Origin of the sequence: Micromonospora coxensis (assembly GCF_900090295.1) — a bacterium.
GTDB lineage: Bacteria > Actinomycetota > Actinomycetes > Mycobacteriales > Micromonosporaceae > Micromonospora > Micromonospora coxensis.
This window is the reverse complement of sequence record NZ_LT607753.1, coordinates 1,120,692-1,141,049: the sequence shown is the minus strand read 5'-3', so window position 1 is coordinate 1,141,049 and position 20,358 is coordinate 1,120,692. Positions and strand designations below refer to the sequence as shown.

Annotated in this window: 21 protein-coding genes; 9 read left to right on the top strand and 12 right to left on the bottom strand. The window is 76.3% G+C overall.

Features of this window, described 5'->3' with window-relative positions; all coding sequences use genetic code 11:
* The first annotated feature begins 7 nt into the window (after positions 1-7).
* The 6 genes from GA0070614_RS05090 to GA0070614_RS05065 are packed head-to-tail and all read left to right on the top strand — an operon-like array spanning position 8 to position 4,967.
* Positions 8-985 (top strand): carbohydrate ABC transporter permease, encoded by a 978-nt coding sequence (locus GA0070614_RS05090; protein WP_088974870.1) that lies wholly within the window; start codon positions 8-10, stop codon positions 983-985.
* Complete coding sequence (locus tag GA0070614_RS05085) at positions 985-1,866, top strand: carbohydrate ABC transporter permease (RefSeq protein WP_088974869.1); 882 nt, start codon at positions 985-987, stop codon at positions 1,864-1,866. The genes GA0070614_RS05090 and GA0070614_RS05085 overlap by 1 nt, the downstream gene beginning before the upstream one ends.
* Positions 1,863-2,471 (top strand): hypothetical protein, encoded by a 609-nt coding sequence (locus GA0070614_RS05080; protein WP_088974868.1) that lies wholly within the window; start codon positions 1,863-1,865, stop codon positions 2,469-2,471. Before GA0070614_RS05085 ends, GA0070614_RS05080 begins: the two co-directional genes overlap by 4 nt.
* Positions 2,468-3,316 carry a DUF6807 domain-containing protein gene (locus tag GA0070614_RS05075; RefSeq protein WP_088974867.1) on the top strand — a complete coding sequence of 283 codons (849 nt, stop codon included), beginning with the start codon at positions 2,468-2,470 and terminating at the stop codon, positions 3,314-3,316. Before GA0070614_RS05080 ends, GA0070614_RS05075 begins: the two co-directional genes overlap by 4 nt.
* Entirely contained in the window at positions 3,313-4,374 is a 1,062-nt protein-coding gene (locus tag GA0070614_RS05070; protein ID WP_088974866.1) for a sugar kinase, read from the top strand. The genes GA0070614_RS05075 and GA0070614_RS05070 overlap by 4 nt, the downstream gene beginning before the upstream one ends.
* Positions 4,371-4,967: a bifunctional 4-hydroxy-2-oxoglutarate aldolase/2-dehydro-3-deoxy-phosphogluconate aldolase gene (locus GA0070614_RS05065; RefSeq protein WP_088974865.1), complete on the top strand. Its 597-nt coding sequence runs from the start codon at positions 4,371-4,373 to the stop codon at positions 4,965-4,967. The genes GA0070614_RS05070 and GA0070614_RS05065 overlap by 4 nt, the downstream gene beginning before the upstream one ends.
* Positions 4,968-4,970: 3 nt before the next feature.
* Here GA0070614_RS05065 and GA0070614_RS05060 read toward each other — a convergent pair whose 3' ends face one another.
* Complete coding sequence (locus tag GA0070614_RS05060; RefSeq protein WP_088974864.1) at positions 4,971-5,987, bottom strand: LacI family DNA-binding transcriptional regulator; 1,017 nt, start codon at positions 5,985-5,987, stop codon at positions 4,971-4,973.
* A 155-nt stretch (positions 5,988-6,142) separates the two neighbouring features.
* On the opposite strand from GA0070614_RS05060, the gene GA0070614_RS05055 reads away from it, so the two are divergent.
* Genes GA0070614_RS05055 through GA0070614_RS05045 form a run of 3 tightly spaced genes read left to right on the top strand, consistent with a single transcriptional unit; the run spans position 6,143 to position 9,281 of the window.
* A complete protein-coding gene (locus GA0070614_RS05055; protein WP_088974863.1) occupies positions 6,143-7,294 on the top strand; it encodes a Gfo/Idh/MocA family protein in 1,152 nt (383 codons plus the stop codon).
* Positions 7,291-8,442 carry a dihydrodipicolinate synthase family protein gene (locus tag GA0070614_RS05050; protein ID WP_088974862.1) on the top strand — a complete coding sequence of 384 codons (1,152 nt, stop codon included), beginning with the start codon at positions 7,291-7,293 and terminating at the stop codon, positions 8,440-8,442. The genes GA0070614_RS05055 and GA0070614_RS05050 overlap by 4 nt, the downstream gene beginning before the upstream one ends.
* Complete coding sequence (locus GA0070614_RS05045; protein ID WP_231933534.1) at positions 8,439-9,281, top strand: sugar phosphate isomerase/epimerase family protein; 843 nt, start codon at positions 8,439-8,441, stop codon at positions 9,279-9,281. The genes GA0070614_RS05050 and GA0070614_RS05045 overlap by 4 nt, the downstream gene beginning before the upstream one ends.
* A 127-nt stretch (positions 9,282-9,408) precedes the next feature.
* Here the strand turns inward: GA0070614_RS05045 and GA0070614_RS05040 are convergent, their stop codons facing one another.
* The 11 genes from GA0070614_RS05040 to GA0070614_RS04990 form a co-directional block, all read right to left on the bottom strand.
* Positions 9,409-10,164, bottom strand: coding sequence for a hypothetical protein (locus GA0070614_RS05040; protein WP_088974861.1), 756 nt, complete (start codon positions 10,162-10,164; stop codon positions 9,409-9,411).
* Positions 10,165-10,248: 84 nt separating this feature from the next.
* Positions 10,249-10,704 (bottom strand): hypothetical protein, encoded by a 456-nt coding sequence (locus GA0070614_RS05035; RefSeq protein ID WP_088974860.1) that lies wholly within the window; start codon positions 10,702-10,704, stop codon positions 10,249-10,251.
* Positions 10,701-11,636: a hypothetical protein gene (locus GA0070614_RS05030; RefSeq protein WP_088974859.1), complete on the bottom strand. Its 936-nt coding sequence runs from the start codon at positions 11,634-11,636 to the stop codon at positions 10,701-10,703. The genes GA0070614_RS05035 and GA0070614_RS05030 overlap by 4 nt, the downstream gene beginning before the upstream one ends.
* Entirely contained in the window at positions 11,633-12,391 is a 759-nt protein-coding gene (locus GA0070614_RS05025) for a phage tail protein (protein WP_088974858.1), read from the bottom strand. The genes GA0070614_RS05030 and GA0070614_RS05025 overlap by 4 nt, the downstream gene beginning before the upstream one ends.
* Positions 12,372-14,969: a putative baseplate assembly protein gene (locus tag GA0070614_RS05020; RefSeq protein ID WP_088974857.1), complete on the bottom strand. Its 2,598-nt coding sequence runs from the start codon at positions 14,967-14,969 to the stop codon at positions 12,372-12,374. Before GA0070614_RS05020 ends, GA0070614_RS05025 begins: the two co-directional genes overlap by 20 nt.
* Entirely contained in the window at positions 14,966-15,433 is a 468-nt protein-coding gene (locus GA0070614_RS05015; RefSeq protein WP_088974856.1) for a GPW/gp25 family protein, read from the bottom strand. Before GA0070614_RS05015 ends, GA0070614_RS05020 begins: the two co-directional genes overlap by 4 nt.
* Complete coding sequence (locus tag GA0070614_RS05010) at positions 15,430-15,768, bottom strand: hypothetical protein (protein WP_088974855.1); 339 nt, start codon at positions 15,766-15,768, stop codon at positions 15,430-15,432. The genes GA0070614_RS05015 and GA0070614_RS05010 overlap by 4 nt, the downstream gene beginning before the upstream one ends.
* Positions 15,768-17,351, bottom strand: a complete 1,584-nt coding sequence (locus GA0070614_RS05005; RefSeq protein ID WP_088974854.1) for a phage baseplate assembly protein V — start codon at positions 17,349-17,351, stop codon at positions 15,768-15,770. The genes GA0070614_RS05010 and GA0070614_RS05005 overlap by 1 nt, the downstream gene beginning before the upstream one ends.
* Complete coding sequence (locus GA0070614_RS05000; protein ID WP_088974853.1) at positions 17,348-18,106, bottom strand: CIS tube protein; 759 nt, start codon at positions 18,104-18,106, stop codon at positions 17,348-17,350. Before GA0070614_RS05000 ends, GA0070614_RS05005 begins: the two co-directional genes overlap by 4 nt.
* Positions 18,106-19,899, bottom strand: a complete 1,794-nt coding sequence (locus GA0070614_RS04995; protein WP_088974852.1) for a hypothetical protein — start codon at positions 19,897-19,899, stop codon at positions 18,106-18,108. The genes GA0070614_RS05000 and GA0070614_RS04995 overlap by 1 nt, the downstream gene beginning before the upstream one ends.
* On the bottom strand, positions 19,874-20,356 hold the full coding sequence (locus tag GA0070614_RS04990; RefSeq protein WP_088974851.1) for a phage tail protein: 483 nt from the start codon (positions 20,354-20,356) through the stop codon (positions 19,874-19,876). The genes GA0070614_RS04995 and GA0070614_RS04990 overlap by 26 nt, the downstream gene beginning before the upstream one ends.
* Positions 20,357-20,358 lie beyond the last annotated feature (2 nt).

Sequence of the window (20,358 nt, the reverse complement as noted above, 5' to 3'; positions counted from 1 at the left end):
CGGCCCCGTGGCCCTCACCACGGCCCCCGGCCGGACCACCCGCACCGGTTCCCCCCGGCCCCACGCCACCCGGCGTGGGGCCGGCCGGGACCGGCACGGCGAAGGTCTGGCGGGCTACGTATTCCTCTCGCCCTGGCTCATCGGACTGATGGGCGTCACGGCGATCCCCATGCTGCTCTCGCTCTACCTCAGCTTCACCAACTACGACATCCTCACCCCGCTGTCCGAGGTGGAGTGGGTGGGGCTGGCCAACTACGAGCGGATGTTCACCCAGGACCCGTCGTACTGGCACGCCGTCCAGGTCACCCTCACCTTCGCGCTGGTGGCCGTACCGCTCAAGCTCGCCGCCGCGCTCGGCGTCGCGGTGCTGCTCAACAAGGCCTGGCGCGGGGTGGGGCTGTTCCGCAGCCTGTTCTACCTGCCGTCGCTGCTCGGCGGCAGCGTCGCGCTGGCCATCGTCTGGGTCAACATGTTCAACCGCGACGGCGCGTTCAACTCGTTCCTGGCGATCTTCGGCATCGAGGGGCTGCCCTGGGTCAACGACCCGGACTGGGCCCTGGAGACGCTGATGCTGCTGGCGATCTGGCAGTTCGGCGCCCCGATGGTGATCTTCCTGGCCGGGCTCAAGCAGGTCCCCACCGAGTTGTACGAGGCCGCCTCGGTCGACGGGGCGAACCGGTTCCGGCAGTTCTGGCACGTCACCCTGCCGATGCTCTCCCCGGTGATCTTCTTCAACCTGGTGCTGGAGACGATCAACGGATTCCAGGGCTTCACCGCGGCCTTCGTGCTCAGCAACGGCACCGGCGGCCCGGTCGACTCGACCCTGATGTACACGCTGAAGCTGTACATCTCCGGCTTCACCGACCTGGAGATGGGCTACGCCTCGGCGATGGCCTGGGTCTTCCTGATCGCGATCGGGCTGATCACCACGGTCTTCTTCAGCACCGGACGGTTCTGGGTGCACTACTCCGACGGGGAGCGGTGATGACGGCGGTGACCTCGACGGCGCCCGTGCAGGGCGCCCGCAAGCCGAGCGGACGGCAGGCCGTACGCCTGGTCGTCCTGATCGCGATCGTCGCGGTCGTGCTCTACCCGCTGGTGTGGATGCTCGGGACGTCGGTGAAGTCCCAGGAGGAGATCGTCAACAACATCGGCCTGCTGCCGGAGACGTTCACCCCGGGCAACTACACCGACGGGTGGAACAACTTCGACTTCAGCTTCGGCGCGTTCTTCCTCAACAGCGCCATGGTCAGCCTGCTCACCGTGGTCGGCAACGCGGTCTCCTGCCTGCTGGCCGCGTACGCCTTCGCCCGGCTGCGCTTCCGGCTGCGCGGGGTCTGGTTCGCCGTCATGATCGGCACCCTGCTGCTGCCCGGGCACGTGCTGATCGTGCCGCAGTACATCCTGTTCCGCAGCCTCGGCCTGGTCGGCGGGGAGTGGCCGTACCTGCCGCTGCTGATCCCGCAGTTCCTGGCCACCGAGGCGTTCTTCGTGTTCCTGATGGTGCAGTTCATGCGGGGCATCCCGCGCGAGCTGGACGAGGCCGCCAAGATCGACGGGGCCAGCCCGTTCGGCATCTTCCGGCACGTGATCCTGCCGCTGAGCCGCCCGGCGCTGGTCACCACCGCGATCTTCTCGTTCATCTGGACCTGGAACGACTTCTTCCGGCAGCTGGTCTTCCTGTCCAACCTGGAGGACTACACGGTGCCGGTGGCGCTGACCCTGTTCATCGACTCCACCAGCCAGAGCGCGGTCGGGCCGATGTTCGCCATGTCGGTGCTGTCGCTGCTGCCGGTCTTCCTGTTCTTCCTCGCCTTCCAGCGGATGCTGGTGGAGGGCATCAACACCAGCGGGCTCAAGGGATGAGCGACGAGCGGCCCCGCCGCGACTGGCGGGACACCCTGCGCGACGCCACCGACCTGGCGCTGCTCGGCTTCGCCCTGGTGCTGGCCGCGCTGCCGCTGCTCACCCTGGCTCCGGCGGTGGCCGCCGCCAGCGCCGCGGTGCACGACCGGGCGACGCGGGGCGGCTGGCCCGCCCCGCGTACCACGCTGTCCCGGTTCGGCCGGGCGCTGCCGGCCGGCCTGGCGGTCAGCCTCGCCGCGCTGGCGGTCGCCGCCGCGCTCGGCGCCGACCTGGCCGCGCTCGCCGCCGGGCGGGTCCCCGGGGGCGCGCCCGCGCTGGCCCTCACCGTCGTGGTCACGGCCGCCCTGACCGGGTACGCCGGGCTGGTCGTGGTCGAGGTCGGGCGGGCCGGCGGACGGGGCTGGCGGGAGGCGGCCCGGGCGGCGGCGCGCACCGCGACGCGGCAGCCGGGCACCTGGGCCGCCACGAGCGGGGTGTGCGCCGTCGCCGGGCTGCTCGGCGTGCTGGTCACCCCGGTGGCGGCGCCGATCCTCGCCGGGTACGCCCTGGCCGCCCTGCACGCCGTCGCCGCCCGCCGGCCGGTCGCCCGGACGGAGGCGTCGTGAGCGACGAGCCCCGGCTGCGGGTGGGTGAGGTCGAGGTGGCCCGCTACGTGCTCCAGCCCGACCTGGACCGCCGGCACGGCCCCCGGCCGTACCTGCACCCGGTCCGTACGCTCGCCGGCACGCCGGTCACCGACACCCTGCCGGCCGACCACGTCTGGCACCTCGGGGCGTCCCTGGCGGTGCAGGACGTGGACGGGACCAACCTCTGGGGCGGCCGGACCTACGTCCGGGACACCGGCTACACCTGGCGCGACGACCACGGCGTGATCGCCCACACCGGCTGGGTCGAGCGGGGCGCCGACCGGCTGGAGCACCGACTGGAGTGGCGCGACCGCGACGACGGGGTGCTGCTCACCGAGCGCCGCCGGCTCGCCGCGGCCCCGGTGGCGGCGGACGTGTGGCGGCTGGCGGTCGACTACACCCTCACCGCCCCCGCCGGGCGGGACGTGCGGCTGGGCAGCCCCGCCACCAACGGCCGCCCCGGCGGGGCCGGCTACGGCGGCTTCTTCTGGCGGGCCGTCGCCGAGGGCGAGCCCCGGGCCTTCAGCGCCGGCGCGGACGGGGAGGAGTCGGTCAACGGCAGCGCCGAGGCGTGGGTCGCGTTGACCGGTGTCGGGCCGGGCGGCGGGGCGTACACCCTGGTCTTCACGGGCCTCGGCCCCGGCGACCGGTGGTTCGTGCGGACCGCCATGTACCCGGGTGTCTGCGTGGCCTTCGCCTTCGACCGGCCGGCCCTGGTGCCGGCCGGCGGTGACCGGCACGGCCGGCACGCGGTGCTGGTCGCCGACGGGACGCTCGACCGGGCGCGGATCGCCGCGCTGCTCGCCGCCGGGGCCGCCGGATGAGCGCGCGCAGCGGCCCCGCCGACGACGGCCACGGGGCGTCGGCGGCCGGCCCGGAGGTGGCCACCGTCGGCGAGACGATGGTGGTGCTCGGCCCCGATCCGGCGGGGCCGTTGGAGCGGGCCGACCGGCTCGGGGTCTCGATCGGCGGCGCGGAGTCCAACGTGGCGGTGGGGCTGGCCGCGCTCGGCCACCGGGTCAGCTGGGTGAGCCGGGTCGGCGACGACCCGTTCGGGCGTCGGGTGGTGCGGCAGGTCGCCGCTGCCGGGGTGGACACCGCGCTGGTCGAGGTCGACCCGGCCGCGCCCACCGGCGTCTACCTCAAGGACCCGGCCCCCGAGGGTACGGCCGTGCACTACTACCGGGCCGGCTCGGCGGCCTCCCGACTCGGGCCGGAGGCGCTGGACGACCGGCGGTTGGCCGGGGTCCGGCTGCTGCACCTGTCCGGGGTGACCGCCGCGCTCTCGCCGTCCTGCGCGGCGCTGACGCAGCGGGCGCTGGTGGAGCGACCGCTGCCCGGCGCCCGGGTCAGCTTCGACGTCAACCACCGGGCCCGGCTCTGGCCCGCCGCCACCGCCGCCCCGGTGCTGCGGCGACTCGCCGGGCACGCCGACGTGGTCCTGGTCGGCCTCGACGAGGCGCGGACGCTCTGGGACACCCCGGATCCGGAAGCGGTGCGGGCGCTGCTGCCCGACCCGGAGCTGGTGGTGGTCAAGGACGCGGCGGTCGGCGCGACCACGCTGCCCCGTGCCGGCGCGCCCGTCTTCGTGCCGGCGCTGCCGGTGCCGGTCCGCGAACCGGTCGGCGCGGGCGACGCCTTCGCCGCCGGGTTCCTCTCCGGGCTGCTGCGCGGGCTCGCCCCGCGCGACTGCCTGCGGCTCGGGCACCTCTGCGCCGCGCCCACCCTCACCGTGGCCGGGGACACCGCGCCGCCGGCGGATCGGGACCTGGTCGACCGTCTGCTGGCCCTGCCGGACGCCGGATGGGCCGCGCTGGACCCGGTGGCGGTGGGGCTCGTCCGTCCCGCGAACCGCACCGAACAGGGAAGGAGCGACGGATGACGTCGCACGACTTCGCGCCGATCTTCGCCGACGCGCGGGTGATGGTGATCCTGCGCGACCTGCCGCCGACGGAGACCGTCCGCCTCGCCGAGCAGGCGTGGGAGCTGGGCATCGACGTGGTGGAGGTGCCGATCCGCACCGCCGACGCGGTGCTGTCCCTGCGGGCCGCGGTGCAGGCCGGACGGGAGCGGGGCAAGCGGGTCGGGGCCGGCACGGTCCGCACCCCGGCCCAGGTACGCCAGGCCGCCAGCGCGGGCGCGGCGTTCACCGTCGCGCCCGGGCTCGACCTGGCGGTCGCCGACGCGGCGGTCACCTACGGCATCCCGCACCTGCCGGGGGTCGCCACCCCGACCGAGGCGCAGCGCGCCCTCGACCACGGGCTGGTCTGGCTGAAGGCGTTCCCGGCGGTGAGCCTCGGGCCGCAGTGGTTCAAGGCGATCAGCGGGCCGCTGCCGGAGCTGCGCTTCGTGGCCACCGGCGGGATCGACGCGGACAACGCGGCGGACTTCCTCGCGGCGGGCGTCGAGGTGGTGGCGGTCGGCTCGGCGCTGTCCGACCCAAGGCAGATCCCCCGGCTGGCGGCGCTGATCTGAGGCTCAGCGCGGGGCGGGGCCCAGGCTCTCCCGGCGGACCAGTTCGGCGGGGAGCACCTCGACCCGGGAGCGGTCGGCCGCCGGGTCCAGGGCGAGCGTCATCGCCCGGGCGCCCAGCTCGACCAGGGGCAGCCGGACGGTGGTCAGCGCCGGGGTGACGTCGGCGGCGACGGGCATGTCGTCGAAACCGGCCACCGACACCTGCTCGGGCACCCGGACACCCCGCTGGCGCAGCAGGGCCAGCGCGCCCACCGCCATCGAGTCGTTGAGGGCGACCAGCGCGGTCAACCCGTCGACGGTGTCGAGCAGTTCGGCCGCGGCGCGGGCGCCGCCGTCGCGGTCGAAGTCGGCGTACCGGACGTGGTCGTCGGCGAGGGTGACGCCGCCCTCGGCCAGCGCGGCCCGCAGCCCGCGCAACCGGTCGGTGATGGTGGTGAGCACCCGGGGACCGGCGATCACGCCGATCTGCCGGTGGCCCTGGCGGAGCAGTTCCTCGCCGAGCAGCCGGCCGCCGACGTCGTTGGCGGGCATCACCGCGTCGCCCGGGTGTTCGTGGCGGCCGATCACCGCCACCCGGCCGCCGGTCGCCTCGTACGCGGCCAGCTTCTCGGTGAGCCGGGCGGTGAAGTCGGCGTCGTGGTAGCCGGAGCCGGCCAGCACGATCGCGGCGACCTGCTGGCCGCGCAGCATCTCGACGTACTCCAGCTCGCGCTCGGGGTCGCGGTAGCTGTTGCAGATGATGACCAGCCGGCCCCGGTCGGTGGCCACCCGTTGCAGGCCCCGGGTCACCTCGGCGAAGTACGGGTCGGAGACGTCGTGCACCACCACGCCGACGACGCTGCGCTGCGGCCGGGCCAGCAGCTGGGCGTGCGCGTTGGGGACGTACCGCAGCTCGGCGACGGCGCGCAGCACCCGCTCGCGCAGCTCGTCGGCGACGGGTTTGCTGCTGCCGTTGATCACCCGGGACGCCGTGGCGGGGGAGACGCCCGCGCGGCGTGCCACGTCGGCCAGCGTCGCCAACGAGTCACCCCCCGTGCCTGCCCGGTCCCGCGTGCCGCGCGGGTCGCGGACAGGCTACCGCAAGATCATCAGGAAAGCCCTTGCCCGCTCCGGCTCCCGCCCCCTACGCTGCCAGGAAAGCGCTTACCTGCGTTGTCTCCCAGGGAAGGACGACCATGTCCCGAAGGTCGATCGGCATCATCGTCAACGGCGTCACCGGCCGGATGGGATACCGCCAGCACCTCGTCCGGTCGCTGCTGGCCATCCGCGAACAGGGCGGCCTGGCGCTGCCCGACGGCACCCGGATCTGGCCGGAGCCGATCCTCGTCGGGCGCGACGAGGGCCGGCTGCGCGCGGTGGCCGAGCGGCACGGGCTCACCGACTGGACCACCGACCTCGCCGCCGCGCTCGCCCGCGACGACGCGGAGATCTACTTCGACGCGCAGGTCACCCAGCAGCGGGAGAAGGCCATCCGGCAGGCGATCGACGCCGGCAAGCACATCTACACCGAGAAGCCGCTCGCCGAGTCCAGCGCCGCCGCGATGGAACTGGTCCGGGCCGCCGACGCGGCGGGCATCCGCACCGGCGTCGTGCAGGACAAGCTCTTCCTCCCCGGCCTGCGCAAGCTCAAGCGGCTCGTCGACGGCGGCTTCTTCGGCCGGATCCTCTCCGTGCGCGGCGAGTTCGGCTACTGGGTCTTCGAGGGCGACTGGCAGCCCGCCCAGCGTCCCTCCTGGAACTACCGGGTGGAGGACGGCGGCGGCATCGTCATGGACATGTTCCCGCACTGGCAGTACGTGCTGGAGGAACTCTTCGCCCCGGTGCGGGCGGTCACCTGCCTCGCCGCCACCCACGTGCCCGAGCGGGTCGACGAGGCCGGCCGCCCCTACCCGGCCACCGCCGACGACGCCGCGTACGGCATCTTCGAACTCGACGGCGGGATCGTCGCCGCGCTCAACTCGTCCTGGTGCACCCGGGTGCACCGCGACGAACTCGTCGAGTTCCACGTCGACGGCACCGAGGGCAGCGCCGTCGCCGGGCTGCGCCGCTGCCGGGTGCAGCACCGCGCCGTCACCCCCAAGCCGGTCTGGAACCCGGACCTGCCCGCCACCGAGGACTTCCGGGCCCAGTGGACCGAGGTGCCCGACAACGAGGAGTTCGACAACGGCTTCAAGGTGCAGTGGGAGGCGTTCCTGCGGCACGTCGTCGCCGGTGCGCCCTTCGGCTGGGACTTCCTCGCCGGGGCGCGCGGCGTGCAGCTCGCCGAGCTGGGGCTGCGCTCGGCCCGCGAGGGGCGCCGCGTCGAGGTGCCGGAGCTGACCCGGTGAGCGCCACCGTCCACCTGCCCGGCGGTGAGGCGTACCGGCTGCGCGGAGGGCCGGGCCACCCGCGTCCCGCCGGGCCGTCGACCAGCCGGGTGGCGTACGCGGCGGCACACGTCGTCGCCGACCCCGGGGCGGAGAACGTGCCGGGCGCCCCGGCCGCCGTCGACTGGGACCGCACCCTGGCCTTCCGGCGCCACCTCTGGTCGTACGGGCTCGGGGTCGCCGAGGCGATGGACACCGCCCAGCGCGGCATGGGCCTGGACCACGCCGCCACCCGGGAGCTGATCCGGCGCAGCGCCGCCGAGGCCCGCGCCACCGGCGGGCGGATCGTCGCCGGGGTCGCCACCGACCAGCTCCCACCCGGCCCGACCTCGCTGACCCTGATCGCGGACGCGTACACCGAACAGCTCGCCGAGGTGGCCGCCGCCGGGGCCCGGCCGGTGCTGATGTGCAGCCGGCAGCTCGCCGCCACCGCCACCCACGCCGAGGACTACCTGCGGGTGTACGACCGGCTGCTCACCGCCGCCGACCAACCCGTCGTGCTGCACTGGCTCGGCGACATGTTCGACCCGGCCCTGGCCGGCTACTGGGGCTCGACCGACCTGGACGAGGCCACCGAGACGGTGCTGCACCTGATCAAGGACCACCAGCGGCGGGTCGACGGGATCAAGGTGTCCCTGCTCGACGCCGAGCGCGAGGTCGACCTGCGACGGCGGCTCCCCGAGGGGGTGCGCCTCTACACCGGCGACGACTTCCACTACCCGGAACTGATCCGTGGCGACGCCCAGGGGCACTCCGACGCGCTGCTCGGCGTCTTCGCCGCCATCGCCCCGGCCGCCGCTACCGCGCTCGCCGCCCTGGACGCCGGCGACCTCGCCACCTACGACGAGGTGTTCGCCCCGACCCTGCCGCTGGCCCGGCACCTGTTCGCCGCACCCACCTGGCACTACAAGACCGGCATCGTCTTCCTCGCCTGGCTCGCCGGCCACCAGGACCACTTCACCATGCTCGCCGGGCAGCAGGCGGGACGATCGCCGGCGCACCTGGCCCGGCTGCTGGTCCTCGCCGACGCCGCCGGCCTGCTGCCCGACGCCGACCTGGCCGCCGCCCGGGCCCGGGCGTACTTCACCGTGGCGGGGGTGGCGCAGTGAGCGCGCCCGCCCCGGCCGCCCGGGTGGCGCCGGCCGCCGGGCTGGAGCGCCTCTCGTTCAACCAGGCGACCGCCAAGCACTGGCCGCTGGAGGAGGTCGTCGCCGGGTGCGTCGCGGCCGGCGTGCCGGGCATCGGCCTGTGGCGGGAGCCGGTCGCCGAGTACGGGCTCGACCGCGCCGCCGCGCTGGTCCGTGCCGCCGGGCTGCGGGTCACCTCGCTGTGTCGCGGCGGGTTCCTCACCACCCCCGGGTGGCGCGACGAGAACCGCCGGGCGATCGAGGAGGCCGCCACCCTCGGCACCCGTGAACTGGTGCTGGTCTCCGGCGGGCTCCCCCCGGGCAGCCGGGACGTCGACGGCGCCCGTCGGATGGTCGCCGACGCGATCGCCGACCTCGCCCCGGAGGCCGCCGCCGCCGGCGTACGGCTGGCCATCGAGCCCCTGCACCCGATGTTCTGCGCCGACCGCTGCGTCGTCGCCACCCTCGGCCAGGCCCTCGACATCGCCGAGCGGTTCGCCCCGGAGGTGGTCGGGGTGGTGGTCGACACGTACCACGTCTGGTGGGACGACACCGTCTACGACCAGATCGCCCGGGCCGGCGCCCGGATCGCCGCCTTCCAGGTGGCGGACTGGGTCACCCCGCTGCCCGAGGGGGTGCTGCTCGGCCGGGGCCTGCCCGGCGAGGGCACCGTCGAGCTGCGCCGGCTGCGCGAGGCGGTCGACGCCTCCGGCTATTCCGGTCCCGTCGAGGTGGAGGTCTTCCACGCCGACCTCTGGTCCCGCCCCGGCCCGGACATCCTCGCCGCCACGATCGACAGCTACCTCACCCACGTCCGTTGATCCCACCCCCCGGGGCTCGTTGATCATGAAGTTGTCGCCGTGGAACGCGCTTCCCCGTGGCGACAACTTCATGATCGACGGAGTGGGGGCCGGGGCCGGGGACCGGGATAGGCCCGCCGGAGCCGGGTCAGCGGGTGGGGAGGGCGGCGGTGACGCGGACGGCCTTCACGATCGCCGGGATCGAGCCGACCAGCAGGACCACGGCCCAGATCAGGGCGACCACGGCGAAGACCACCGCGCCCACGTCGTCCAGGATGCTCGTCACCACGACCGGGGCCAGCCGGTGCAGGAACTCCAGCAGCACGGTGCAGAGCAGGGTGGTCAGCGCCAGCAGGACCAGGCCCTTGTTCTGCAGGAAACGCGGCTGTGCGGCGATCAGCAGCCCCGCCCAGACCAGTTTGAGCAGCAGCACCAGGCCCAGCAGCAGGCTGGCCTCCCCGACCGGGAAGAACCCCCACAACGCCAGGTAGGCCAGCGTCCCGAAGGGCGGGGCCAGGAAGAGCGAGACCATCACGGTCAGCTCCACGAAGGCCGTCACCAGCAGCACCAGCGCGGCCAGGATCAGCAGCACCGCGAAGACCAGCGTCGCGACGCCCTGGATCCGGCCCTGCACCCGGTCCGGCAGCACCAGGCTCAGGCAGAACAGCCCGGTCGTCCAGAGGGCCACCACGTCGATCAGCGCCAGGTGGCCGGTGCCCCGCCCGGACGGCTCGCTGATCCGCCCCACCTCGCCGACGTCCACACCGAGGTCCCCGGCGCTGGCCCGCAGCGCCCCGCCGGCGTCCCCGCCGCCGACGAGCAGCGACGCGCCCAGCTCCACCCCGACCACCAGCGCGATCGCCAGCAACGCCAGCAACAGCAACGGCTTGCGCAGCTCACCCATGACGGATCTCCTCCTCCGGGCGGATTCGCCCCCGGTGGTGGACCGGCGCGGCGAGCAACGGGTCGGGCGGTGCGGTCGGGCGGGTCAGGAGGTGGCGATGGTGACCACGCACGGCGCACCTCCCGGGCAGCTCACGGCGATCTCCGTCGCGGCGTCGACGGCGATCCGGGCCACCGCCTGCCCGTCGTCACCCGGCTCCACCTCGTCGCGCACGGTGAGGTCGGCGTCGCCGGGGGCGGGGGCGGTGACGGTGAACCGGCCGGGGCCGCGCAGCACCAGCGTCCGCAGGCCGCCGGGGTCGGCCACCCGCAGCACGCAGCCGCCGACGACCCGCAGCGTGTCGCCCTCCCGGTCGCAGTCGGCCCGTACCGTGGCCGGGTCCACCACGGCGCCGCCCCCGGCGAGCCGGCCCAGCCAGCGCACCGCCCCGGCGTCGCCCGGATCGCCCCGGTCGCCGCGCCCGGTGCCGGTCGCCACCGCGAAGAGCACCACCAGCAGGACGGCCAGCCCCGCCAGCAGGAGGGCCCGGCGGCGGCTCATCGCGGCGCCGCCGCCGCACGGACCTCGGTGAACCGGATCCGGTCGACGCCGGCGAAGTAGCGGTCGAAGCCCTGGGTCTTGCCCACCGCGATCAGGGTGAGGGTGTGCCGGCCCTTGTCGAGCCGGATGGTGCCGACGTCCTCGAAGTCGCGGGCGACCACCGCCCGGCTGAAGCCGAGGAACGTCCCGCCGACCTGCGCCCCGTCGATCTGCCAGATGGTGTTGGCGTAGTCGAACGAGGTGGTGCGCGCGGCGGAGAACCGCCAGGCCGCCGAGACCGGCAGGTCGACGGTCATCGTCACCTGGTCGCCCTGCGCGCGTCCCTGGAAGAAGAGCTGCTTGTCGTCCGACCAGGTCACCCCGCAGCAGTTGGGCTGGACGTCCACCGCCACCGTCCCGCCGGTGGGGGACTCGACGGTCGCGGTGGCGACCAGGCTCTCCGCCTCCAGGGTGACCACCTGCGGCTCGCCGGGCGGCGCGGGGGCGTCCTCCGGGCGGGTCACCAGCCAGCCGACCACCGCGCCGACCAGCACCACCAGCGCCACCGCCGCGGCGATCCACGGCCAGGGCGCGCGCCGGGGCGGGGCGACGGCCCGGACCTCGTACGTCACCCGGTTGCTCGGCCGGGAGCTCTCCTCCGGCGCGGTGTTCGCCGAGTACGCGAAGCCGGTCATGTCGTACCGCCGGGGCGCGGTGCCCGGCGGCACGGCGAGGCGGACCAGGAAGGAGACCGACCCCTGCCCGGGCACCACCCGCTGAGGCTCGGCGACGGTGAACCAGGAGCGCTGGCTGCCCTCGCCCGGGGCGATGTCGAAGACCACGGTGTCCGGAGCGGCGCCCGGGTTGGTGACGGTGAAGGTGAGTTCACCGCGGTTGCCGGCGTCGAGGTTGAACTGCTCGGCGGCGGCGACGACGGCCCATTCGGTGGTCATGACGGCTCCTCTGCGGACGGTGCGGGTGGTGCGTGACGGGGGACGGCGGCCCGGCCGACCGCCGGCCCGGTGGGCACGACCGGCTCCACGGGCACGGCCGGCTCCACGGGCACGGCCGGCTCCACGGGCACGGCGGGCTCCGTGGGCCCGGCGGGCCCGGTGGGTACGGCCGGCTCCGTGGACCCGGTGGGTACGGCCGGGGCGGTGGGCACGGTGGACGGGCCGCCCGACGGCGTCTCGGCGGGCACGCCGTCGAGCGGCAGCACCTCGACGGTCACCGCGGCCGGCTTCTCCGCCTCGACGATGCGGGTGACGACGGCGAGCAGGCCGGCGGCGTCCGGCGGCACCCGGACGACCAGGTGGAACGGGCGCTCGGCCGGCTCGTCCAGCACGAACCCGGTCACGCCGGTGGCCAGTTCCAGCGCGGTGCGCATCCCGTACGGGGTGCCGCGCCAGCGGGCCAGGTGCGCGCCGTGCGCCACCAGGTCCCGCAGCCGCCCCACCGGCAGCGGCAGCGGCGCGTCCGGGCGGGGCGGGGCGAGCACGTGGTCCATCGCCACCCACCGGGTCAGGTACGCCACCAGCGCGTCCGGCGCCCGGTACGGGGCGAAGAGCGCGTCGACGTCGGCGAGCACCGCCTCGTCGGGGGCGTGCAGCGCCTCCATCACCTCCAGCAGCGCGGCCAGCACGCTGCCGTCGACGGCGGCCCGCTGGTACGCCGCCGGCAACAGCCGCTCAATCGACGCTCGGCGCATCCTGCCGCACCACCTCGATGTCGTGCTCGCCGGAGCAGAGCAGCCAGGTGTCGGGAACGGTCACCACGTCGGCGGTGGCCTGGTTGGCGCCGGCCGTCCAGTCGACGGCGTCGCCGCTGCGGTACACCCCGCGCTCGCCACCGGCCAGGATCAGCCGCTGCGGGCCGGCGGTGGCGGCGACCGCGTCCACCGGCACGAAGCGGGACCGGTCCCGCAGCGGCAGCCCGCAGTTGACCATCACCGGCTGCCACTGCGGCTGCGGGGCGAGGGTGTCCAGCCGGAGCACCCCGCCGGACTGCGTGGCGGCCACCGCCAGGGCGCCGACGAAGGCGACGTCCCGGCAGGTGCCGCCGATCCAGCCGGCCTGCACCTGCTGCCACTTCACGTCGGACTCGAACAGCCGGGTGCGGTGGCAGCCCTGCCCGGGCTTCTTCGGGTCCGGTTCGCCCGCGCCCGCCCAGAGCAGGGTGGCCGGCCCGTCGTACTGGACGGCGAGCACCCGGTTGTCCACGTTGGCCAGACCGACGTGGCCGAAGGTGCCGGGGCGGCCCGCCGCCGTGGAGAGGTACACCCCGAAGCCGGCCTGCGCGGCGACCGCCACGCCCGGCGCGCCCCGCTCGGAGACGAACGACCGGACGGCGTAGAAGCCGCGGTCGGCGTCGGCGGGGTCGACCAGGATCTGCAACGGCACCGAGCCGGGCAGCAGCGACACCTCGTACAGGCCGGTGTCGGTGGCGAGCAGCAGCGCCCCGGCGCCGTCCCGGTCGATCCAGGCGACGTCGGTGATCCGGGAGCCGAGGTCGGTCAGCAGCGACCACGTCTCGCCGAGGTCGGTGCTCAGGTGCACCCGGGAGCCACCGCCGTCGGCCAGCGTCACGCACGCCACCGAGCCGGGGCGGGGCACGACGCCGGGGCGTACCGGGGCGGGGGCGGGGGCCACCCGGACCACGGTCTCGCCCGGGAACCGGCCGGCCGGCTCCCAGCCCGCTCCGGCGTCGGTGGAGCGGAACAGCACCTCGCCCCGGCCGGCGTACCAGGTCCGCGCCTGGTACTGGTCGACGGCGACCGCGCGGACCGCCGCGTCGGGCGCCTCGTCCACCACGAACCGGACGGACTCGACGTAGCGCACGCCCGGCTCGGCGTGCTCCAGCAGCCGGTACACGTTGGAGGCCCGCAGCGGCTCGCCGAACGCCCAGCCGGCCGGGTTGACCGCGGTCGGCAGCGGGCTCAGCGTCCGGTGCAGCCGGTCGTGGATGCGCCGGCGCACCGCCTCGACGTCCTCCTCCCGCCGCACCACCACCCGGGCCCGTACCGAGACCGCCTTGTAGCGTGCCCAGCCGGCCCGGCAGGTGGTGCCGAGGGCCCGGCGGCGGTCCAGGTCCGCCTCCACCCGGCGGCGGGTCTCCTCGACCTCGTGCGCGCGCAGCACCGACACCGGCAGCCGCCCACCCGGGCGGGCCTGCTCCGGCACGTCCGGCACCAGCACCACCTCGACCTCGCCGGGGCGGGCGAAGCTGTACACGGCGGCCCGGGTGAAGGCCCGCGCCCTCGCCACCGGGCCGGCGGAGACGGCCAGGATCTCGAAGTCCCGGGCGGTCACCGCCCGCTGCTGGGCGAAGAACTCGTACGGGCCGCGCAGCAGCGCCGAGTCCAGCGTCTCCACGTCCCGCCCACCGCCGGCCGGCTCCGGGTTCGTCACGCGTACCCCGGGCAGCGGGTCGCGCAGGCCGGTCAGCGTGCCGGCGGCCACGTTGCCGGCGCGCCCGCCGCCGGCCCGGTACCAGAGCCGGATCTGCGCCCCGGCCGGCGGCACCGCCGCCACGGTGACCGGGTCGCCGCCGCCCGGCGCGCCGGCCGGCGGGCGCAGGTCCAGCGCGGGAGCGAAGGTGACCACCCCGGAGCAGCGGTCCACCAGGTACACCTTCGCCTGCCCGCCGAGGCCGGCGAAGCTGTCCACCGGCCGCCAGATCTCGTAGCTGCGCCCGTCGTGCTCCCGGGCCGCCGCGCCGAGTTCCACCGAGCCGGCCGGCACCTCCACGCCGAGCAGCAGGTCCAGCGGCTCGGCGGTACGCGCCAGCGGGGCCCGCGCCGCCCGCAGCACCTGCCCCGGCTGCCCGGTGCCGGTGCCCAGCAGCTCCGCCTCCACCGGCTCGCAGTGGTGCATCCGGACGGTCACCTCGCCCTGCCCGGCGGGCAGCACCGCCGGCTCGGTGGTGACGAAGACGACCGGTCGCGGGTCGGCGCCCCGGGCCGCGGCCACCCGGGTGCCGGCCGGGATCCGCACCGCGCCGCCGTCGGCGCCGGTCCGGCTGAACCGCACGTCCGCCCAGGCGGCGCTGGGCGCGTGCCGGCTCACCCCGAGCAGGTTGAGGAACTGCACGTACGCCTTCTCCGGCAGCTGGTTCAGCCGGTAGATCATCACCTCGGTCAGGTGCGCGAACGCCTCGACCAGGGCGATGCCCGGGTCGTGCGCGGAGAGGTCGGTCCAGGCCGGGCAGGACTGCCGGATCCGCTCCCTGGCCTCGGTGACCAGGTCGAGGAAGGTGCGGTCGTCCAGGTGCGGCACGGGCAGCGTCATGACGGGGTCCCCTCGGCGGGCTCGGAGCCGGGCGCGCCGGCCGGCGGATCGTCGGCGGTGGCGGGTTGCAGGTCGACGGAGAACACGAGCTGGCCGGGGGTGAGGCTGGCCCGTACCCGGTAGTCGAGCCGGATCACCAACCGCCACGGATCGTCGGGGTCCGGCCCGGCGTCGACGTCGAGCACCTCGACCCGGGGCTCCCACCGCCGGATCGCCTGCCGGACGTAGTGGATGGCCAGCCCGGCGGTGGTGTCGTCGTTCGGCGCGAAGACCAGCCGGTGCAGCCGGGAGCCGTACCCGGGGCGCATCAGCCGCTCGCCGGGCGTGGTGGACAGCAGCAGGTACAGCGCCTGGCGTACCGTCTCGTCGCCGTCGGTCATGGCGAGCCCGCCGGCCGCGGTCAACGCCAGGCCACCGGTGCGGCCGGCGTCGAAGCCGGCCCCGACGAACCGGAACGCCCTCATCGGTCCGCCTCCACCAGGTTCTGCCGCGGGTCGCGGACGGTGTGGTGGACCAGCGCCGGCGGGGTGCCGTCGGTGAGCCCGTCCAGGTGCGACAGCACGATGCGGCGCCCGTCGACGCGCAGCCAGTCGCTGTAGCCGACCCGCACCGGCAGGGTCTTCGCGCACGGTTTGACCGTCGGGCCGTAGTTGGGGCAGGCCACGATGCGGCGTCCCTCCGGGTCGTCGTCGACCAGCACCGGCACGCCGGTGACGGTCACCCACCGCTGCGAGGCCCGGTTCGTCACCCGGCCGTCGTGGTCGCAGGTGATCACGGAGTGCAGGTGCAGCCAGCGCATCAGCCACCTCCCGAGGCGTCGCGGGCGAGCGCGCCGGCCCGGTCCCGGGCGGTGGCCGGGTCCTCGGCGGCGTCGGCGTGCAGGAAGTCGACGCTGCGCGCCCGGACGACCATCGCCCGGCCGGGGGCGGAGAGCACCAGGTCGGTGGCGGCGTGCAGGGTGGTCAGCTCCGGGGTCAGCTCCAGGAAGCTGCCGGCCTCGGTGGACAGCCGCAGGGTCCGCGCCGCGTCGTCGACCACGATGCTCTGCCCGCCGGCGGTCCGCACCGACCAGCGCCGGGACCGCCCCTCGGTGATCCCGGCGTCGTACGGCGCGACCGCGCCGAAGAGCGAGCCGAGCACGATCCCGGAGGCCGGCTCGCCGCCGGGCAGCGCCACCAGCACCGTGTCGCCCGGGTCGGGCAGCGCGACGATGCCCTTGTCCCGCCCCGCCCCGGGGCAGAGCACGGCGAGCCAGCCGGCGTCCAGGTCCCCGTACCCGGGCAGGGTGAGGCGGACCCGGCCGAGGCGGTCGGGGTCGTCGACGTCGGTGACCGCGCCGAGGGTCACCACCGCGCCGGGCGCCGGCACGGGGCCCGGCGCGGGCGGCGGGGCGGTGGTGAAGCGGGCCAGGTGCCCGTCGCCGTCGACGGTGTGCACCACCTCGGTCAGCACGTACACCCCGGCCAGGTCCTCGGCGACGCCGGCCAGGGCGATCCGGCGGCCGGGCAGCAGCTCCGGGTCACCCTCGGCGACCCCCTCGGCGGTGACCAGCGCGGCCACCCGGGCGTCCAGGCCCGCCTGGGCCAGGGCGGCCAGTTCGTCGTCGCTGCGGCCGGGCTGGTCGACGGCGGTGCGCACCCCGTCCGCGCCGACCGCGGCCGGATCCGGGTCCAGGGGGATGCGCCGGCCGGTGCGGGCGGTGTCGACGCGCTGGCTGATCGGCTCGGCCCGCTGCGGGTGCCAGCCCAGCGCCGCGCTGCCACCGGCGGCCCGGTCCAGGTTGGCCGCGACCCGCACCGAGTGCAGGCCCCGGCCGAGGGTCAGTGGCACCGGCTCGCCGTGCCCGTCCAGGCTGACCAGACGCAGCCGCCCGGGTGCGGCGGCCAGGTGCAGCCCGGCTCGGCCGGCGACCTCCCGCAGCAGGTCGAGGTCGCTGTGCCGGTGCTGGAGCAGCCGGTCCAGGCGCGGCCCGTCGGCCTCGGCGTCGACGTCGAGCCCGACCTCGGCGCAGAGGTCGCGGGCCAGGTCGGCGGCGGTCACCGACTCGAACACCCGGAGCTGCTGCCGCTTGCGCAGCCGGTGCAGCCGGTCGTACCCGCGCAGCCGCAGCAGGGCCGCGCCGTCCGGGGCGTATTCGACCTCGACGCAGGTGACCTCGCCGGTGAAGAGCGGACGGTCGCCGAGCCGCACCGCCAGCGCCGCCCCGGTGGGCACCGCCGCGCCGCCGCCGAGGTCGAGGGCGTCCGGGCCGGGATGCGCGGCGTACGTGAGCTCGCACTGGGTGGGCTGGTCCAGCCGGGCGGCGACCCGCACCACGCGCAGCCGCCGGGCGGCGGCGTCCAGCGGCACGCCGTCGAGCAGCACGGTCGGCCACGGGCTCACGGCTGACCCCCTCCCGACGTCGGGCCGTCGGCCGGGGGCGCGGCGGTCAGCGGCGGCACGGCCAGCGTGGTGCCGGCCGGCACGGCGAGCGGGTCGGTGATCCGGTTGTGCTCGGCGAGCAGCCGCCAGCGCAGCGGCGAGCCGAGCGCGTCGTGGGCGAGCAGGTCGAAGCGGACCCCGGAGTGCCCCGGCGTCGCCGAGCCGTCCCCGGTGGCGACCACCGCCGAGCCGGGCGCGGCGGTGGGGGTGCTCGCGGCGGCGAGTTCGTCGGCGAAGCCCTCCTGCGCCTCGTCGGCGGACTCCGCCACCCGGACCAGCTTCAGCCGCAGCCAGGACCGGCGGGGGGAGCCGGTGAGGCCGAACGCGTCGAACCGTTCCGCGATCGCGACGATCACTCCGGGCACGTTCCAGGTCTTGCCCCACACCAGCCGCACCAGCGGCGGGCGCAGCCAGCCGTGCTCGGCCGCCGAGTTCTCGGCGAGCATCCACAGCGGACGGGTGAGGGCGCGGACGTCCGGCGGGCGGGTCGGCCCCTCCACCAGGTCGGTGTCGAAGAGCAGGTCCAGCACCAGCTCGGTGCGTCCGCCGCCGGTGAAGACCAGCGGGTCGTCGGCCAGGCCGGCACCGGTGAGCCGGGTGTCGGCGACGCCGCGCGGGCGTACCCCGGCCAGCCGGGTCACCTGCACGGTCTCCGGGTTCAGCAGACAGTCGACCCGCAGCCCCGAGGAGTCCACCAGGAAGGCCACCCGTTCCATCAGGCGCCCCGCTGTTCGGAGTCGAGCCGACGCCACCGCGCGTCGTCGGCGTCCACCGCCGGCCGCCGGTCCCGGTCGTCCGGCAGCGCCGGCCACGGGTCGTCACGCCACCACCGGGCCGTCGTGGTCCTCCTTCCCGGGGATACGACCACCGCGTCCCGCCCCGGGCCGGGCGACTCGTCCGGCAGCGCCGGCCACGGGTCCCCGGGGTGCGCCCACCACCCGTCCGGGTCGTCGCCGCCGTGGTGGCCGTCGTGGCGTGGGCGAGCCGGACCGGGCCGGCCGGCCGGCGGCGCGCCCCGCGGGTCGTCCGGGTGGCCGGGCAGCGTGCCGGCCGGGAGCGGACCGCCCTCCGGCCGCCGGCCGACACGGGCCCCGCCGACGCGGCGGCCGTCAGGGTGGGACGGGACGCCGTCGGGGCCGGCGGCGCGGGAGAGGAGCGCCTCGCCGCCGGTCGGGTCGTTCCGGTGCGACTGCCGTCCCTCCGTGGCCGCCCGCCGGGGCCCGCCGTCCGGGAGCGAGGGCCACCCGGGGCCGCTCGGCGGGGGCGGGAACCGCTCGGCACCGGTGAACCGGGCCGGGACGTGTCCGGGGGCCGGGCCGTACCCGGTTCCGGTCGGGGCCGGGCCGTAGCCGGTTCCGGCGGAGGGCGGGCCGTACCCGGTTACGGCCGGGGGCGGGGCGTGTCCGCTGCCGGTCGGGAGCGGGGCGTGTCCGCTGCCGGTCGGGTCGGCGGGGGAGAACCCGGGGCGGCCGGTCCCGGTGCCGTCGGGGCCGTTCGGGGCGGGCATCCCGGCGAACCCGACACCGCCGGAGCGGTCGGCCCCGCCTGCCGAGGCGTGCGGTGCGGGGCTGCCCCGGCCTGCTGCGGACGGGGCGTCGTCCGGACCGGCGGACCGGGAGCCGAGCGGGTGTGCCGCCGTCGCGACGTGCGGTCCACCCGACAGCCCGAGCGCGACGGCGTCCACCGGGCCGGGGCGGGCGTGCGGCAACGGGAGCCCGGGCGACGTGGCCCCGGCGTCCGGTCCGGCGCCGGGCCGCCCTCCGCGCTCCGGCGTGCTGCCGGTGACGGGCGGCAGCCAGTCCGGTGCGCTGCCCGGCGGCAGCCAGCCCGGTGGGGGCACCGCCGGGCGGAGGCGTACGGGGAACCCCGCTTGCGCAGGGCCGACGCCACCCGGTTCGGTCGACGACGCGGTCCCCCACGACCCGGCCGGTGGGCCGGCCCACGCCTCGGACGCCGGGTCTGCGTGGTCCGCGCCGTCCCCGGGGGCGGCGGGGCGGCCGGACGCGACGACCCGCCGGAGGGACTGACCATCCGCTCCGGCGGGCAGGCCGACCGGGTCGAGGCCGGCGCGTGGGACGGCGGCAGGGGCGGCGCCGGGCGTACCGGACCGGTCGGGGCGGTGGTCGTGCGGTCGTGCGGCGGCCGGGCCGGCGAGGCCGGCGAGGCCGGCGCCGGGCCGGTGGGCGGCGGCGGTGGCCCGACCGGCCGGGTGCGGCTCGGGCGCGTGGCCCGGGGCGGTGGCCTGCCCGGGTACCCCGGAGGGCGCGGACCACGCAGACCCGGCGTCCGAGGCGTGGGGCGGCAGGTCGAGGTCGCGCAGCAGGCCCGGGGCGTGCTCCGCGACCAGCCGCAGCCAGTGCTCCGGCGGCTGACCCGGGCGGCGTGGCGGCACGTCGACCGGCGGGTCGGCGTCGGCCGGCCCGGATCCGGCGGCCCAGCGCTCGGCCGCGTCGGCGGCGTCCCGCAGCCGGCGGGCGAGCCAGCTACGCGGTGCGGGGCGCGGCGGCACTGCCCGCCTCCAGCTCCAGACCCTCGTACGCCAGGGTCAACGCCTCGATGGCGATCTCCTGGGACAGGGTGTGCAGGTGCGCGCCGCGCCACCGCATCGGCCACGCGTTGATCATGTTCCAGCGCAGCACCTCGGTGGTGCCGGCGGCGTCCAGCAGCACCACCGAGACGTTGCGCCGGCTCACCGCGCCCCGGGCGGCGGTCTGCACCCAGTCCCACAGCTCCCGCGACGAGGTCAGTCCGAAGTGCAGGGTCACCGGGGCGTAGTCCACCTGGCCGGGGATCGCCCGGATCCGGTCGTTGCCGGCCTCCCGGTACGCCCGCCGCCCGATGGTCACCTCCAGTCCGCTGACCTCGGTGAAGTGGCCGTTGGTGATGCCGTTGACGAGCAGCTTGAAGTTGTAGGCCCGGTACGGGTCGACCGGCGCGCCCGGCTGCGGCGTGGCGGGGGTGGTCATGG